General features: G+C 59.8%; 15 protein-coding genes. 8 read left to right on the top strand and 7 right to left on the bottom strand.

What is annotated here, in order from left to right; genetic code table 11:
• The first annotated feature begins 60 nt into the window (after positions 1–60).
• Positions 61–2,325 (top strand): ferrous iron transport protein B, encoded by a 2,265-nt coding sequence (feoB, locus tag CXU21_RS09350; RefSeq protein WP_102725830.1) that lies wholly within the window; start codon positions 61–63, stop codon positions 2,323–2,325.
• A gap of 37 nt (positions 2,326–2,362) precedes the next feature.
• Positions 2,363–2,539 (top strand): FeoB-associated Cys-rich membrane protein, encoded by a 177-nt coding sequence (locus tag CXU21_RS09345; protein WP_102725829.1) that lies wholly within the window; start codon positions 2,363–2,365, stop codon positions 2,537–2,539.
• An 89-nt stretch (positions 2,540–2,628) separates the two neighbouring features.
• Here CXU21_RS09345 and CXU21_RS09340 read toward each other — a convergent pair whose 3' ends face one another.
• On the bottom strand, positions 2,629–3,036 hold the full coding sequence (locus tag CXU21_RS09340) for a hypothetical protein (RefSeq protein WP_102715253.1): 408 nt from the start codon (positions 3,034–3,036) through the stop codon (positions 2,629–2,631).
• Positions 3,037–3,291: 255 nt separating this feature from the next.
• Between CXU21_RS09340 and CXU21_RS12430 the strand changes: the two genes are divergently transcribed.
• The gene (locus tag CXU21_RS12430; RefSeq protein ID WP_102725828.1) at positions 3,292–3,477 is read left to right on the top strand and encodes a hypothetical protein; all 186 of its coding nucleotides are present in this window, start codon (positions 3,292–3,294) and stop codon (positions 3,475–3,477) included.
• Positions 3,478–3,645: 168 nt separating this feature from the next.
• Here CXU21_RS12430 and CXU21_RS09330 read toward each other — a convergent pair whose 3' ends face one another.
• The 5 genes from CXU21_RS09330 to rlmB form a co-directional block, all read right to left on the bottom strand.
• Positions 3,646–4,965 carry a carbohydrate porin gene (locus CXU21_RS09330; protein ID WP_102725827.1) on the bottom strand — a complete coding sequence of 440 codons (1,320 nt, stop codon included), beginning with the start codon at positions 4,963–4,965 and terminating at the stop codon, positions 3,646–3,648.
• Between the two features lie 42 nt (positions 4,966–5,007).
• On the bottom strand, positions 5,008–5,211 hold the full coding sequence (locus CXU21_RS09325) for a hypothetical protein (protein WP_146016787.1): 204 nt from the start codon (positions 5,209–5,211) through the stop codon (positions 5,008–5,010).
• 473 nt (positions 5,212–5,684) lie between these two features.
• Positions 5,685–6,092: a metal-dependent transcriptional regulator gene (locus CXU21_RS09320; RefSeq protein WP_102725826.1), complete on the bottom strand. Its 408-nt coding sequence runs from the start codon at positions 6,090–6,092 to the stop codon at positions 5,685–5,687.
• Positions 6,093–6,526: 434 nt separating this feature from the next.
• A complete protein-coding gene (locus CXU21_RS09315; protein WP_180972754.1) occupies positions 6,527–7,348 on the bottom strand; it encodes a metallophosphoesterase family protein in 822 nt (273 codons plus the stop codon).
• A gap of 32 nt (positions 7,349–7,380) precedes the next feature.
• Positions 7,381–7,968 carry a 23S rRNA (guanosine(2251)-2'-O)-methyltransferase RlmB gene (gene rlmB / locus CXU21_RS09310; protein ID WP_102725824.1) on the bottom strand — a complete coding sequence of 196 codons (588 nt, stop codon included), beginning with the start codon at positions 7,966–7,968 and terminating at the stop codon, positions 7,381–7,383.
• Between the two features lie 106 nt (positions 7,969–8,074).
• Here rlmB and nadB point away from each other — a divergent pair, with 106 nt between their 5' ends.
• From nadB to CXU21_RS09290, 4 genes are read left to right on the top strand one after another with little or no spacing between them, the layout of a single operon-like run.
• Complete coding sequence (nadB, locus tag CXU21_RS09305; protein WP_180972773.1) at positions 8,075–9,679, top strand: L-aspartate oxidase; 1,605 nt, start codon at positions 8,075–8,077, stop codon at positions 9,677–9,679.
• Positions 9,673–10,704: a hypothetical protein gene (locus CXU21_RS12425; protein ID WP_180972753.1), complete on the top strand. Its 1,032-nt coding sequence runs from the start codon at positions 9,673–9,675 to the stop codon at positions 10,702–10,704. The genes nadB and CXU21_RS12425 overlap by 7 nt, the downstream gene beginning before the upstream one ends.
• 18 nt (positions 10,705–10,722) lie before the next feature.
• Entirely contained in the window at positions 10,723–11,928 is a 1,206-nt protein-coding gene (locus tag CXU21_RS09295) for a glycosyltransferase family 4 protein (RefSeq protein WP_102725822.1), read from the top strand.
• Entirely contained in the window at positions 11,925–13,118 is a 1,194-nt protein-coding gene (locus CXU21_RS09290) for a glycosyltransferase (RefSeq protein ID WP_102725821.1), read from the top strand. Before CXU21_RS09295 ends, CXU21_RS09290 begins: the two co-directional genes overlap by 4 nt.
• A gap of 4 nt (positions 13,119–13,122) precedes the next feature.
• On the opposite strand, the gene CXU21_RS09285 is transcribed toward CXU21_RS09290, so the two are convergent.
• Positions 13,123–15,021 (bottom strand): RecQ family ATP-dependent DNA helicase, encoded by a 1,899-nt coding sequence (locus CXU21_RS09285; protein WP_180972752.1) that lies wholly within the window; start codon positions 15,019–15,021, stop codon positions 13,123–13,125.
• Between the two features lie 88 nt (positions 15,022–15,109).
• On the opposite strand from CXU21_RS09285, the gene CXU21_RS09280 reads away from it, so the two are divergent.
• Complete coding sequence (locus tag CXU21_RS09280; protein WP_102725820.1) at positions 15,110–16,768, top strand: sulfatase family protein; 1,659 nt, start codon at positions 15,110–15,112, stop codon at positions 16,766–16,768.
• Positions 16,769–16,863 lie beyond the last annotated feature (95 nt).

The following is a 16,863-nucleotide window of genomic DNA, read 5'->3' as shown; positions in this document are numbered from 1 at the left end:
CACGTTTCCTGACCTGACAGCAAGACGGCGCAACCCATCCATCAAGACAAGGAAACATTCATGAGCAACATCACCATCGCCCTGGCGGGCAATCCCAACTGCGGAAAAACCACTCTCTTCAACGCCCTGACGGGCGCCAGCCAGTACGTCGGGAACTGGCCCGGCGTTACTGTGGAAAAAAAGGAAGGCCGCCTGAAAGGCCACAGGAACATCATCATTGAAGACCTTCCGGGCATTTACTCCCTTTCCCCCTACACGCTGGAGGAAGTCGTCAGCCGGAATTACCTGGTCACGGACCATCCCTCCCTCATCCTGAACCTGGTTGACGGCAGCAACCTGGAACGCAACCTTTACCTGACCACCCAGCTTTGCGAGCTGGGCGTTCCGGTCATCATCGCCCTGAACATGATGGACATCGTCCGGAAGCGCGGGGACCGCATTGACACGGAAAAACTTTCCCGGGACCTGGGCTGCCAGGTAGTGGAAATAAGCGCCCTGAAAGGCACCGGCGTCCGTGAACTGGTGGATGCCGTGGTAAAAACCGCCGCCGCGGAGGATGCGCAGGCGCCGCGCGCCGTCCACTTCCCGGCCCCTCTGGAAAAAGCCATCGGGGAAATTGGAGAGATCATCACCGGCAAATGCCTGGACCAGCAGAAAAAATGGTTTGCCGTCAAAGTTTTTGAAAGGGACCAGAAGGTCGCGGACCAGCTGGCTTTAACGCCGGATGAGCAATCCCGCATCAACGGGATTATTGAGTCCATGGAACGGGAGATGGATGACGACAGCGAATCCATCATCACCAACGAACGCTATAATTCCATTTCCCGCATCACCAGGGATTCCGTCGTGAAGGCCCGCGCCGGAAGCCTGACGGGAAGCGACAGAATTGACCGCGTCATCACCAGCCGCTGGCTGGGCCTCCCCATCTTCGCCGCCGTCATGTGGGCGGTGTACTATATCTCCATCCAGACGGTGGGCGCGTGGGGAACGGACTGGGCCAATGACACCTTCTTCGGGGAGTGGGTTCCGGAATGGGTGGGCGGCCTGCTGGAAAGCGCCAACTGCGCCCCGTGGCTGGAAAGCCTGATCCAGGACGGCGTGATTGCCGGCGTGGGGGCCGTCCTGGGCTTCCTGCCGCAGATGGCGGTGCTGTTCCTGTGCCTGGGGATTCTGGAAGACTGCGGCTACATGGCCCGCGTGGCCTTCATCATGGACCGCATTTTCCGCAAATTCGGCCTTTCCGGGAAGTCCTTCATCCCCATGCTCGTTTCCATGGGCTGCGGCGTTCCGGGCATCATGGCCACCCGCACCATTGAGAATGAAAAGGACAGGCGCATGACCATCATGACCACCACGTTCATTCCGTGCGGGGCTAAAACTCCCATCATCGCCCTGATTGCCGGCGCCTTCTTCCCGGAAAATTCCTGGGTGGCTCCGGGGGCCTACTTCATCGGCGTGGGCGCCATCATCCTTTCCGGCCTCATTCTGAAAAAGACCGCCATGTTCTCCGGGGACCCCTCCCCTTTCGTCATGGAACTGCCCATTTACCACATCCCTGCCTGGAAGAACGTCATCATCCACGCGTGGGACCGCTGCAAGGCCTTCGTCCAAAAGGCCGGGACCGTCATCTTCGTGTCCAGCGCCGTGATCTGGTTCCTCTCCAGCTATAACTGGAAGGCGGATTCCGTGGAGCAGAACGACAGCATGCTGGCCTCCATCGGCAACGTGGCCGCACCCGTCTTCCAGCCGCTGGGCTGGGGTGAATGGAAGCCCACCATGGCCACCATCACCGGCCTGATCGCCAAGGAAAACGTGGTAGGCACCTTCGGCGTGCTGTATGCGGACGGCGGTTCCGGGGAGGAAGAAGCCGCAGAGGAACCGGCAGCGCCCGCAGAAGCGCAGGAAATGTCCCCCGCCGGGCAGGAGCTCCAGGCGTCCCTCGCGCAAGCTTCCGGAGAGTCCGCCGCTGAAGCGGAGGAAGAAGAGGATGAAGACGCTGAAATCCGGGAAACCGGGGACCGCCTGGTCAAGGCCGGAGCCTTCACCTTCCTGAGCGCCTTCTCCTTCATGATCTTCAACCTTCTCTGCGCTCCCTGCTTCGCCGCCATGGGCGCCATCAGGAGGGAAATGAACAGCGCCAGATGGACGTTCTTCGCCATCGGCTACATGTGCGCCCTGGCATACTGCCTGGCCTTCCTGATCTACCAACTCGGGGCATGGCTTTACGCGGATGCTTCCTTCGGCATCGGGCAGGCGCTGGCCGTGCTGCTTCTGCTGGGCTTCATTTACCTGGTGGTGAAAAAACCTTCCCGGTCCTCCAAATAGCCCTCACATCCACTCTTAACCATCCACTTCACTTCATATGGGAACATACATTATTGGCGCCATCCTTTTCCTGGCCCTGGCCTATGCGCTGTATAAAAGCTTCAGCAAGCGCGGCAAGTGCTGCGGCAATTGCGACGGGTGCGGCAACAGCGGCGCAGGCTGCTGCGGCGGCCACGACCACGGCTGCCACGGGGAAAACGAAAAACAGGACTGACCACGTCCGCGGACAACTCCTTCAGAACCTGCACGCCGTCCGCGGTTTGCAGGTTCTTTTCTCTGGCGCATGCAGCGCGCGCCGGCCCGTTACCCGATCCAGCCGTGCTGGTACGCAGCCATGGCGGCAATCACCAGCGCAATGAACAGGAAGATGAACCACATCACATTATGGCGGTGGCGGTACTCCACGGCCATCAGGGGCTCCCATTCCTTTTCCACAAAGGAGAAGTCATCCCCGCCGGCGAAGCGGTCGTACAGCGTTTCCAGTTCCTTGCCCGTCACCCCCTCCGGAGCGGCAAAGACGGGCGGGCAGCATCCCCCCGTCTTGAACACGATCTCACAGTGGTAGACGCCGTCCGCCTCCTTGTAGGACTGGAGGCACGCGCCGTCTCGGGCGCATACCACATGGCCGGTCGTTCCTTCCTGCAGGCGGCGCAGAGCAGTATCACGGTCAGTCACTTCATCATTTGAAATTTCCCATTGAACCTTACTCATTCTGTCAGTTTAAGACAGTTCCCATCCAAGTCAACATGGTTTTAAACGTTTCCTGACGCCGGAAATGTCATCCATTGTCATAAATCCGGCAGCGCGCAAGATACTGAACTTAACGTTCTTCCCGGTGTTTAATTCACCTAACTTGTTGTTAGTCAAACCAAAGAACTTTCAACGGACAGCCAGGGGTGCTAATCTAACCATCAGCGGCCACAGCCAGCCGCACACCATAAGATGATGAACAAGTACACATGTATCATGATAGGAGCCGCCTGCCTGCTGGCAGCCTCCTGTCAGGCGGACACGGCCCGCAGGGAACCGGTGCGGAATACGACGCCGGCCCCCTCCGTACAGGCCTCTTCCGCAGCGCCCCAGTCCGGACACCGGAATAACGGGGTTCAGGAACACAGGCGGTTCAAACGCCTGTCCCTTCCTTTGAGATAAAAATAAGCAACGCCGCACCCCCTACCTGATCGAGAATGCGACGTTGCCGCCAGGTCGTGCAGACCCCTTCAGTGCCCCCGCACGCAGGATTCCGCTCTCTGCATGCAGACGGACAAGGAAGACTTGATTGCTACTGCGCTTTTTCCGCAGATTCAGGACTTTTCCCTCCTAGAACGTGACCACGCACTGTACGGAGAGGATATTGGCGGAGTTGACGTCATCCCGCCCGGAAGGATTCTTTACATACTGGTAGGATGGCTGGATCAGGCAGTACGGCGTAATGGAAAAGCTGTACGTGCATTCCAGAATCATTTCCCGGTCATGCCCGGGCCGCGTTTCCGCCAGCGTGCCGGAATCCGGCTTGCTCACGGAGAAACCTACGCCCAGAAAGTTGCCGTCCGCCTCTTTCAGGCCGGCCATGACTTCCAGCGGCTTCTTGAAGATGACCCCGGCGGACGCCTGGGCTTCCGCTCCGCAGATGTTGCCGCATTCGGCGCTGCTCCAGCCGGCGCGGGCGAACAGGGCGAACGGGCTGCTGCCCAGGTCCTGTTCCAGGTTGAACGCCACGCCTCCATGGTTCTTGCCGTCCGCATGGAACATGAACGGCTGCAGGCGGTACGTGCCCGTGCCGATGCCGAAGGCCTTTTCATGCGTCCAGCCAATTTCACCGAGCAGGTTGAAGGATTTTCCGGTCGTGTGGTGGAACGGGTTGCGGCGGGGTTCATTGTCCATCATGTTGCCGCCCACCTGGATGAACCAGTTTTCATTGAACTGGTACTGTCCCACGAACCCGAAGTTGGAGTCCCCCAGCGGAAGCACCTGGTTGTTGACGAAGGGAGCGCCGCCGAACTGCCCAAAGGTGGTGTTGGCATACGTATTGGCGTCAAAATAGTTCGTCTGGTTGATCATGCCGCCCATGATGACGAGCTGGCCGTCCATGAATCCCTGGGAAAGGAGAAGTTCCGGCAGGTAGAAGTAGCCGTCTTCAAAAACGTCGCAGTTGGCGGGGCCGCTCGCGCCCCAGGAGTCGTCCAGCGTGGTGCGGTGCGTATGCCTGTTCAGGGCCACGGAGCCGGAAAGCTCGCTCTTGATCCAGGTGCCCTGGTTGCGGCTGGACCGGAACAATTGCAGCCCGGCTTGGGCGTGGAACTTGTACCAGCTCTGGCTGGAACCGGCAGTCTCGTCGTTCGCGGCCGCATGGTGGCCCCTGGTATACAGGAATGCCTGCTCCACCAGGAACTGGAACCCGGCTTTCTCATAAGCGCCTTGATGCAGATCCGTCAGGGCCCTGGTCAGCAGGTCGTTCGGAATGGGCGTGCTTTCATCGCCGTACTCGTCCCCGAACAGGTCGATGTCATCCAGAATGGAACCTTTGCCTTCAGCCTCTTCCGCAGCCGAAGCGGCGGCGGTAGCGGCTACGGATGCCGTACCGGCCATGCAGAAGCCGGAGCAGGCCAGCAGGGCGGGTATCATGTAGCGTTTCTTCATAGTAATGCTGTATCTTGAGTCTTCCTCGTCAATCGCGGATATTCAGCCTTCCATGGCGGAGGAGCGTTCCTGCTCCCGGCCCGCGGGGGACTGCGCATCCACGGCTTTGCCGCATGCGCCCATACAGAACTCACAGTCTCCGCAGAGCAGGCGGTACCTGGGACGCCGGACGAGCAGCCCGGCCAGTTTCCGGTACCGGGAAACCTGGTGGAAGAAACGGTGAAGTCCTGTATGGGTCAAGTTCATGCAACACGCCAAAGTTAGATAGAACTAACTATTAGGTCAATTCTTTTTCTCACTCCCATCCTCTCCTTCCCCAAACTTCGGCCAGAAAGCATGATTTATATTTACATTACCATCAATACCTTAAAAAATATCCGGAAGTATTTTCCCTCCCAATAAAAAAATTAGTTGAAACTAATTCAACAGGTCTGAAATCTTAGCCGCGCTGCAAAAAAGCAGGCCGCCGGGGCCTGCTGAACCAACAAAGGGATATGGCCATGGCGTACATCAACAACAAGAACCTGCCGTGACTCGTGGGGAAAATCGCAGCCGCCGCCAGCAGCGCGGAAGCGGTTAACACTCCGTCCTTTTCCGCCTTCCTCCACCATGCCTTCACTGCGTACGCCGGCGCACGCTCCCGGTCCGGCCCCTCCAGTAATAAGGAAGGGATGGTTCATCCCCGCATGAACCATCCCTTTAAAAACGTTCCGGCTTTTTCACTGCCCGGCCTTCCGGGAATGCTCCGTGAGCAGTTTGAACCTGGAAATTTCCTCCAGCGTCATGATGTGTTCAATGCCGCAGGCCACTTCGTCCGCGCGCTTTTCCTCCATCTTCAGCACCGTAATCAGGAAATCCTTCACCATGGAGTGGCAGGAGATGACCCGGTCCGCGTAATAACGGCCCTCCCTGGTCAGCACAATGGGGGAATACTGCGTATATTCCACCAGCTTCCGTTCCTTCAACTGTTTCATGGCGAGGGAAACGGAGGGCTTTTTCACGTTCAGGGCCTCCGCGATCTCTCCTACGGTGGCGCACCCTTTTTCCAGCTCAATGTTGCGGACGGCTTCAATGTAATCCTCCAGGCTGTTGCTCAGTTCCAGGGTAGGAAAATTTTTGCGTATCATGACTGATGCTTATTAGGTTTAACTAACAAAAACAATAACCCAGCCTTCGTCCAAGTCAACCTCTTCTTCAAGAAAAAATTAGACTCGACAAACTTTTTTCTTGCAAGCAAAGTTAGATTACACTAACTTTGACTTATGGCCAGCCCAAACCCGGAAAGAAACCATGGGAAAAAATGCTCCGGCGGCGTCCCCGCCAGAACGGAGTCCTTCTTCTCCCGGTTTTTTTCCTCCTCGCGCCCCTGCTGCTGCCGGGGCTGCGCCCTGAAATGCTCCGGGAAAAACTGTCCCTCCGGCAATAAGGGAGCACAGGCACGGCCAAACTCTCTGGGGAACGCGTCCACAAACTGTATGGACTAGTCATCCGGTGCTCTAACACATTATCGCCTAAACACGGGCGCGTTCCCCACCCCCTTTTTCCGGCACGCGGAACCTTGTCAGCGGAGAATCTTCGCCGGGCCGTTATAACCCTCCGGGGTATAACCGCGGATGGATACGGCGCCTTCCGCCGTCACGTCCGCCGCATAGCATTCCGCATGGTGGAAACAGGCGCCCAGGTTGACGTACAGCCGCCTTCCCCGTTTTCCGGCAACCGCACGGCGGTGCAGATGGCCGAAGATGACGACTTCCGCCTCCGGGAAAAAGCGGTCCGTAAATCGCCGCATGCGCCGCATCATCGTCAGCCACGCCAGAAGAATCTGCACGGGCCGCTCCGGCGGCCACGCGGAATGGACCAGGAAACGCACCAGCTTATTCCCATACGCCGTGGAACGCGTATAAATGGGAGGCACCAGCACGCTCATGGCGCGCGCCAGCTCCAGCCGCTGCCGCAAATCCGTATCCGCCTCCGGAAACGCGGCGACCAGGTCCCGGGAAGCCTGCTTGTTCTTCAAATACTCCCAGCCCCACGGGGCCACCTCCTTGAACAGGACGTGACCGTGCAGGGCGCAGACACGCCCCCCCTGCAATTTCAGCAGCCCGGCCTCTTCATCCGGATCATGGTTGCCCGCCAGCAGGATAGGCCGGACTCCGGCAGCACGGCACATTTGCAGGAAGCGGGCGCGTTTCTCCAGCCCTTCCGCCCGGTACGGGCTTTCACGGGTTTCACTGAGATCCCCGCACACCACCAGATGGGTGCACCCTTCCAGCAGGAAGGACAGTTCCTCCGGCTCCCGGACCAGGGCCTTGGCATGGCCGAAGTGGATGTCTGAAATGAACCGGGCGCGTTCCCCCGGAGCAAGAGCAAGTTCCTGAATCATAAGGGCGGCGGGGGTAGGAAAACAACAGGGCATCAGGAGCGCAGCCGCTGCCGCACCATCTCATACAGGCATACGCCCGTAGCCACGGATACGTTCAGGCACGGAACGCTGCCCCGCATGGGAATCCGCAGCAGGAAATCACAGTTCTCTTCCGTCAGCCGCCTCATGCCTTCCCCTTCCGCGCCCATCACCAGCGCGGCCGGTCCCGTGAAATCCGTTTCATACAGGTCCCGGTCCCCCTTGTCCGAGGTGCCGAAAATCCAGATGCCGCGGCTCTGGAGCTGCTTCATGGTGCGCGCCAGGTTGGTTACCTGGATGAAGGGCACTTTTTCCGCCGCCCCCACGGAGACGCGCAGCACGGTTTCCGTAATGCCCGCGGACTTGTCCCGCGGGGCGATCACGGCATCCACGCCCGCACCGTCCGCCGTGCGCAGAATGGCCCCCAGGTTGTGGGGGTCCTGCACGCAGTCAAGAATCAGCAGCAGGGGGTTGGGGGCGTTGTCCAGAATATCGTCCAGAGCGTCTTCTCCCAGCGCCTTGACGGCAATTTTTGCCGGGGCGCTCCGCACGTGCTTGTTCCGCCGCGCCTCCTGTTCGTTCCCTTGAGGTCTCATGCCCATGAATTAGCGTGTTTCACGCTTCTTTTCCAGACAAATATGCCCCGGCGCACCATCATTGGGCGTGACTTGAGACCCCCCGGCATGTTACAGTTCCGTACCATTCATGATGAAGACGAGCGACTTTTTAGTCATTGGGGCCGGGGTTGCCGGGTTGAGTTTCGCCCTGAGAGCGGCGGAACACGGCAAGGTTGCAGTCATTACAAAAGGCAAATTTCTGGATTGCAGTTCCGCCAAGGCGCAGGGCGGCATAGCCGCCGTGTGGGACCGCAATGATTCCTTTGAAGACCATGTTGCGGACACGCTGGACGCCGGCGCGGGCCTCTGCAATGAGCAGGCTGTGCGCACCATTGTGGAGGAAGGCCCCGGCGCCATCCGGGAACTGCTGGAATGGGGCGTCAATTTTGACCCCGGCAACCAGGGGGAGGATTACGAACTGGCCCGGGAGGGAGGCCACACCAAGAGGCGCATCCTCCACGCCAAGGACGCTACCGGATTGGAGATCACCTCCAAGCTGCTGGAGGCGGCCAAGCTGCACCCAGACATTGAATTGCTGGAAGACCACTTCGCCATTGACCTGATTACGACGACCAAGCTCGGACTGGTCACGGAAGACCGCGTGCTGGGGGCCTACGTGCTGGACCGCGCCTCCGGGGAAGTGGAAATTTTCCGGTCGGACCGCGTGCTGCTCGCCACCGGCGGCTGCGGCCGGGTATACCTGTACACCACCAATAATGATTCCGCCACGGGGGACGGCGTAGCCATGGCCTGGCGCGCGGGAGCCACCATCGCCAACATGGAATTCGTGCAGTTCCACCCCACCTGCTTCTTCAACACCCGCGCGGAGGGTGCTGAAGCGCGCTCCTTCCTCATCTCCGAGGCCGTGCGGGGCGAAGGCGGCGTACTGACCGGAGCGGACGGGCAGGAATTCATGCATAAGTACGATCCCCGCAAATCCCTGGCCCCGCGTGACATCACCGCGCGCGCCGTAGATTCCGAGATGAAGCGGACGGGCAGCATGTGCGTTTACCTGGACATCTCCCACAAGCCGGAGGGCTTCGTCCAGGAGCGTTTTCCCCTGATTTACGAGACCTGCAACCGCTACGGCATTGACCCCGCCAGGGAGCCCATTCCCGTGGTCCCCGCGGCGCACTTCCAGTGCGGCGGCGTGCTGACGGACGTCAACGGCCAGACGAGCCTGGACGGCCTTTACGCCGCCGGGGAAACCGGCTGCACCGGACTCCACGGCGCCAACCGCCTGGCCTCCAATTCCCTCCTGGAATGCGTGGTAGTGGCCAAGCGCGCGCTGAACTCCATGCTGGCCCTCCAGCCCCTGAGGAAAGACGCCCCCACTTCCTACGACATTCCCGCGTGGCACCACGGAGACACCGCCCTGCCGGATGAACTTTCCGTCATCTATCACAATTGGGATGAAATCCGCCGCCTGATGTGGGATTATGTTTCCATTGTCCGGACCAACAAAAGGCTGGACCGCGCAGCTACGCGCCTGCGGATGCTGCACCGCGAGGTGAAGGATTTCTACTGGGGGTACCGCATTACGCCGGATATCCTGGAACTCCGCAACCTGGTGGCGGTGGCCTCCCTGATCGTGGATTGCGCCATGCGCCGCAATGAAAGCCGCGGCCTCCACTTCAACACGGATTATCCCGGCAAGCTGGATCACCGCTTCGTCACTCAACTGCACCGATGGTAAACCACTGGCAACGTCAACAGGCATTCCGGAAGGGTTCCCCTGGGAACTCCTTCCTTTCCGCATGCCTGCTTGCATTGCTGGCGCTGGCTTCCGCGGGAACTGCCCGGGCGGACATCCAGACGGGCCGGAGCGCCACCCGCGCCCTGGCGGACAGTTCCGAACGGCCCAAAGGCCCCGTCATCATCACCCCCACGCAGCGGGATCCCCTCCCCAGGGTCATCGTCAAATCCCCCACCACGGCACCAGGCGGCAAACGCCCCGCTCCCCAGCCCCGCATCCTTCCCCGGACGGGCCCGCAAAGCCCCGGCACTTATCCCTGGCGGCTCAATATCACCGCCACGGTTTTCTGGGTGGGGGAGGATTCCACGGCGCGCAACCCGGTAGCCAACCACAAGAGTTCCTGGGATTCCGCATGGCGGGAAAACTTCGGCGGCTTTGACGATCCCAACCCCGTATGCCGCACCACGGACTTCCGCCCTAAGACGTTTATTCCCCAGCAGAATCCCTTTTACGTGGCTCTGCCGTACAATGACGTCTCCAAGGGGGAGCACAAGGTGGAGGCCTCACGGGTGATTCCCTGGTTCCGCCGGGAATACACGGAAAAAGGGCAGTCCGTCTGCAAGGGCAGATGGGTGCAGATCGTGTACAACAAGCGCAGCTGCTTTGCCCAATGGGAGGACTGCGGCCCCTTTACCACGGAAGACTGGCCCTACGTCTTTGGAGACAAGCCCCCGGTCAATACCCAGAACAAGGGCGCGGGCATAGACATCTCCCCCGCCGTGCGGGACTACCTGGGCATCACCGGCGGAACGGCCATCGTCCACTGGCGCTTTGTGGAATTCTACCGCATCCCCCGCGGGCCATGGGCCAGGTGGGGGGATAACAACCCCTTTGTCAATCCTGATACGGCCTCCCGGAGAAAGGCCCTCAAATCCCAGGAAGACCGCCTGCGCCAGCAGCAGGAGGCCATCCAGAGGGAGCTGTTAAAGGACCCCCAGAAGCTCAGGAGGGAACTCCAGGGATAGCCCCGTGCTGCCGCGGCCATGCAACGTCCACGCATTTTACATATTTTCAGCCGTTACGGGGAACTGGGCGGCGAGGAAGTCTGCTTCCATGCCATCACGGAGGCGCTGGCCGCCGTGGCGGACGTCACCCCCTTTGTTTATTCCACCGGGGAATTGTTCCGGAGCCCCCACGGCGCGCTGACTAAAATGCGCTACATGCTCCACAACCGGGACGTGGAGGAAAAGCTCCGCGAATGCCTGCGTGAAAACCGCTTTGACGCGTGGATCATCCACAATACGTTTCCGGCCATGTCCCCCTGCGTTTACGAGCTGGCCATGCAGCAGTCCGTTCCCGTCATCCATTACCTGCACAATTACCGCGCCGGGTGCCTTAACGGAGTGTTCTACCGGGACGGTGCGCCCTGTTTCTCCTGCAAAAACGGCAACTACCTTCCCGGCGTCCTGCACGCCTGCTGGCGCGGCAGCGCCCCCTGCTCCGCCCTGGCCGCCGCTGCCCTGTATAAAACGCGCCGCATGGGAACCTGGAACCGCCTTTCCTCCTACATCGCCGTCAGCCGCCGCCAGAGGGAGCTTCTCATCCAGTCCGGAATACCTGAAGACAAAATCAGGGTCATTCCCCATTTCATCCGGCAAAAAACCGCCCTCGCCGGACTGCCCCGACGGGATGTTCTGTACGCCGGACGCCTCACCCGGGAAAAAGGCGTCTTCCAGCTTGTCCGGGCGTGGGAGAGCCTTTCCCCTCCCGGCCGTACCCTCTACCTGATGGGAGACGGCCCCCTGCGCGAAGAACTGGAGCGCTACGTCTCTTCCCGCCAGCTTGAATCCATCCGCCTGACCGGATTCATCCCCCACGAGGAACAGGGGGCCATACGCGCCGCCTGCGGCCTGACCGTAGCCCCCTCCCTGTGGGAGGAAACCTTCGGCATGGTGGTTCTGGAAGCGTGGCTCCACGGCACGCCCGTTATCGTCACCCCGTGCGGCGGCCTGCCGGAGCTCATCACCCACGGGCAAAACGGCTGGATTGCCCGGGAACCTTCTGCGGAATCCCTGGCGGAGACGCTGCACACGACGCTGGAGGAGGAGGAACACTGGCCGGCCATGGGAGCACACGGGCAAAAACTTTTGTCCTCCACATACTCCCCCGCCACGTGGCTTCAATCCATGGAAAGCCTTTTTGAAGAACTCCGCATTTCCCGCCAACCTTCCACGACCACGACATCATGAAATGGTACACCTGCACGCCCGTTCCCTTTAAAGGGGACCACACCTTCTTTTCCCGTGATTCAGGCGCTTTCTGCAAGGCCTTTCAGAGAATCGGCGTGGAGAGCAGGGCCATCATGCCCACGCCAGCCCAGGAAGGAGACGACCCCGACCTCATCCGCACGGAATACGCCAACCTGGAAGACCCCGCCTGGTGGAAGTCCCTGGGCATTGACGGGCTGGTCCTGTACGCGTGGGGAACGGGAAAATACACGCCCGTGGCCCGCGCCGTGCATGAGGCAGGAATTTACCTGGTGGCGTATATGGACACTTCCGGGTTATTTTATCCCTGGTGTCATTGGAAAACGCTCACACGCCATATCTGGAATATGGAGAAAAATAAAAGAGGGAGTTTAAAGGGAGCCCTTTTTGCCTGTCTCCGTATTATCAAATACCACACTGCCGGAGCTTTGGATCAAGGAAGGAGAAAACATTTGAAGATGGCGAATCTCATTTCCTTTCCGTCTCCACCTGCCCTGCTCTCCATTCTTGACCGCCAATGGCTTTACGGAAAACAGACATGTAAGAAACTTGCTCTCATTCCCAACCCGATCTCTTCTCAACATATTTATGAACCCGCATTGCCCAAGCACAATCTAATTGTTGCCGTAGGCCGCTGGGATGATTTTTTTCAAAAAAACACAAAACTTCTAATGCGTGCACTGGAAATATTCGCGAGCAGGCATACCCCGTGGATTGTTGAGATTTACGGGAATATCCCCCCTTCCCTGCACGAATGGCACCAATCATTACCTCCGGACCATCAGAGCCACATCCATTTGAATGGTGTAGTACCCAATCAGGAACTCATCAAGGTTTATGCAAAGTCTAAAATTTGCCTTTGCACCTCCCGATACGAAGGTTCTCACATCGCCTCCGCGGAAGCGCTCTGCGCCGGGGCCTCCGTCGTGGGACCTCGCCTCACTCCCCTGCTGAACTGCCTGCAATGGTACGTTTCCCATGATTCAGGCACGCTCAGCCCGACGGATTCTCCGGAAAGCGTTGCCAAGGCGTTGCTGGAAGAAATCCGCGCCTGGGATGAAGGGAAACGCAACCCGGAGGAAATTTCCCGCTACTGGTGTTCCCTGTTGCATGCGGAAAACTCCTGCAAGCGCATCATTGCCGCTTATGAAGCCGCCAAAGGCGGCAACTGACCGGCTAATTCCCCAAGAGGGCGCGGGCCTCAATCCACACGTCCTCCCAGCTTCTATCCGCCAGCGCCCCGTAAAGGGGGTGCCCCCACAGCCGCGCGCGCATGGCCGCCGGAGAAGCCAGCCCCAGCAGAAAACGCGTCAACTGGGAAGGGCGGGCCAGTGCGGGTTTTCTCTGCGCTGCCAGTTCCATGACGTCGGAACGCAGTTCTTCCGGCAGTGGTCCGGGGCTTTCCTCTTCCATACCCGCGGGAACCGCTCCACAGCATGCCGGACAGTGCCCGCAGGGGCCGGACGGTTCCCGGAAGCCGAAGTAGGCGTCCAGGCTCCTGTTGAGGCAGGCGGAAGACGTCAGCGTGGAAACGCACGTTTTCCAGCGTTCCAGCCCGTTCAGCCTGGACCGGGAAAAATACTGAGCGAATCCCTCTGCGGCCTCCTCCGCATCAAAACCTTCGGAATGCAGGTGAAGGGCTATCTGGCGCAGGTCCACCTTCCATTCCCCGGAAAGGGCCAGTTCGTCAAGCCAGGCGGCGGCTTCTTCCCAGGAAATCCCCCATTCCGCGGCCAGAGCCTCCACCTCCCCCTCCCGGTGGCCGTCCATCCATTGCAGGCGGGCGCCTTCTTCGCCATCACGTCCGCACAGGATTTCCTCCATCCGGAACAAGGGGCGCACCTTGTAATACTTGTACCCCATGCCCTGTTCCCGGACGGAGCCGGAACGCTTCAGGTCAAACAGCATCCGGTCCACTGCCACATCCGGCAGGTCATGGATGGCGGAGGCCTCATACAGGGACACAATATGCTCCCCCCTCCGGGACAGCAGGGACGCCAGCCCCTTCACGCCGTGGCGGTCCGGCTCCGCCGCGTGCAGGCGGTTGACCACGGCCACGCCATCACGCGCGGACAGCATCACCAGGCTGAAGGAAGGCAGCCCGTCGCGCCCGGCACGGCCGGATTCCTGTACATACGCCTCCAGGCTGGCGGGGGGATGGTAATGCACTACGGAGCGCACGTCCGGCTTGTCAATCCCCATGCCGAAGGCAATCGTCGCCACCAGCACGTCCGCCGCCCCCGTCAAAAACTCATCCTGCACCAGCCCCCGCGTTTCCGGCGGCATGCCCGCATGGTAGGACTTGACGAAAAAACGCGCCTGTCCCAATTCATAGGAGAGCCTCTCCGCATCCTTCCGGGTGCGGGTGTACACCACGGCGGGACGGTGGCCGTCCTCCTTCAAAAACTCCACCAGCCGCGCGGTTTTATCCTGTTCCTTCAGCGTTTCCACCTGGCGGGTAATATTCGCCCGGTACGGCGCGGCGCGGAAGATGCAGTCCTCCTGCACGTCAAACAGGGCGGCCAGGTCGCGGCACACCCGCTCCGTAGCCGTGGCAGTCAGCGCCATGACGCTGCGGAATCCGTACTTTCTGAAAAAACCGGGCAGTCCCAGGTAATCGGGACGGAAACTGTGCCCCCATTCCGAGAGGCAGTGGGCCTCATCCACAACAAACAGGCCGGGGGAAACAAGCTCCATGGCCTGCCGCATCCACGGGGATTCCAGAGACTCCGGCGCGGCGAACAGCAGGCGGACGGCCCCGGACTTCAAGCTGTCCAGCAGGGCGCCCTTCTCTTCCTCCACCAGGGAGGAATCATACCTGGCCGCGGCCACGCCCAGCTTTTCCAGCCCGGCCACCTGGTCGCGCATCAGGGCGATCAGCGGGGAAACCACCACCGTTACCCCGTCTCCCAGCACCCCCGGAATCTGGTAGCAAAGGCTCTTGCCGGAGCCCGTAGGCAAAATGCCGATGCAGGACCGGCCCGCCAGCGCGCACTCCATCAGCTCACGCTGCATGGGGCGGAACCGCTCCTTTCCGAACAAACGCAGGGTGTCTTCCAACGGGGAGGAATGCATGGCGGAAAGGATACCATAACGGAAAATCCCGGCAAAAGGAATCCTATGACATTGACACGGTGCCCTCATCCTATATCCTCCATGCAATATGAGACCCTTAAAAACCATCATCGCCGGGACTCTGGCCCTGCTGGCGGCAGCCCCCCTCATGGCCCAGACCAAGGCTGCGGGGAATAAAAAGCCGAACATCCTCTTCATCATTACGGATGACCACGCCTACCAGACGCTGGGCACCTCCAAGAACGATTCCCCCGTCGCGCTACCCAACTTCAACAAGCTGGGCAGGCAAGGCATGGTCTTTGACCGCAGCTACTGCGCCAACTCCCTCTGCGGCCCCTCCCGCGCCTGCATCCTGACCGGAAGGCACTCCCACATGAACGGTTTCGTCTTCAACGGCCAGAGGCCGCTGGACGGCTCCCAGCCCACCTACCCCAAAATGCTGCAAAAAGCCGGCTACCAGACGGGCCTGTTCGGCAAATGGCACCTGGAATCCGACCCCACCGGCTTTGATACGTGGGAAATCTTCCCTGGCCAGGGCAGTTACTACAATCCGGATTTCATCAGCCTCAAGCCGAACGGGAAGCGCCAGACGAAGCGCTTTCCCGGCTACGCCACGGACGTGGTCACGGACAAATCCATCCAGTGGCTGGAAAACCGGGACAAGGACAAGCCCTTCCTTCTCGTCGTAGGCCACAAGGCCCCCCACCGCGCCTGGTGTCCCGCCCTGCGCCACCTGGGCAAGGTGAACACGTCCAAGCTGACGCCGCCCGCCAACTTCCATGACGACTACGCCAACCGCCCGGAATTCCTGAAGAAAAACCAGCAGACCGTCGCCAGGCACATGGCGATTTATTCCGACCTCAAGGTGCTCAAGGACCAGGTGCCGGAAGACATGCGCAAGAGCATCGTCTCCCCCGGCTACGGCTGGGACCTGGGCGAACTGAACCGCATGACCCCGGAAGAAAAGAAAACCTGGACGAACTACTACGCCAAGCGCACCAAGTCCCTGGTGGACGGCATGAAATCCGGGAAGCTAAAAGACCCGAAAGCCTTTGCTGAATGGAAATGGCATGCCTACATGGAAGACTATCTGGGCTGCCTGCTTTCCGTGGACGACAGTATTGGCCGCCTGATGAAATATCTGGACAAGGAAGGCCTTTCCAAAGACACACTGGTCATCTACTGCGGCGACCAGGGCTTCTACATGGGCGAACACGGCATGTACGACAAGCGCTGGATTTTTGAAGAATCTCTCCGCATGCCCCTCATCATGAGATGGCCCGGCAAAATTCCCGCAGGCATCCGCAACAACACCATGGTGCAGAACATTGACTACGCTCCCACCATCGTTTCCGCGGCTGGAGCGGATACCCCGGAAAACATGAATACCTTCCAGGGCGTTTCCCTGCTTCCCACGGCTACCACGGGCAAGAAGCCCAATGACTGGAGAGATGCCATCTACTACTGCTTCTACGAGAATCCCGGCGAACACAACGCCCCGCGCCATGACGGCATCCGGACGGACCGCTATACGCTCTCCTATATCTGGACCAGTGACGAATGGATGCTTTTTGACATGGAAAAGGATCCCATGCAGATGAAAAACGTCATTAACGATCCCGCCTACAAGTCCACCGTGGAAAAACTTAAGAAGCGCTATAACGAACTCCGCAAGGCCTACAAGGTCCCGGAAAACTGCCCCGGCGGAAAGGGAACGCCCATTCCCAAATTTGACGCTTCCTGGTAGGAAGCCGTTCCAACGGAACTTTTCCCAGGCGCCGGAATCTTCCGGCGCCTTTTTATTCCCTGGGTATCCGGCCCCGGTAGCGGCTATTCCACCCC

Origin of the sequence: Akkermansia muciniphila (genome assembly GCF_002884975.1) — a bacterium.
GTDB classification, from domain to species: Bacteria; Verrucomicrobiota; Verrucomicrobiia; order Verrucomicrobiales; family Akkermansiaceae; genus Akkermansia; species Akkermansia muciniphila_C.
This window is presented reverse-complemented; position numbering and strand designations above follow the sequence as displayed.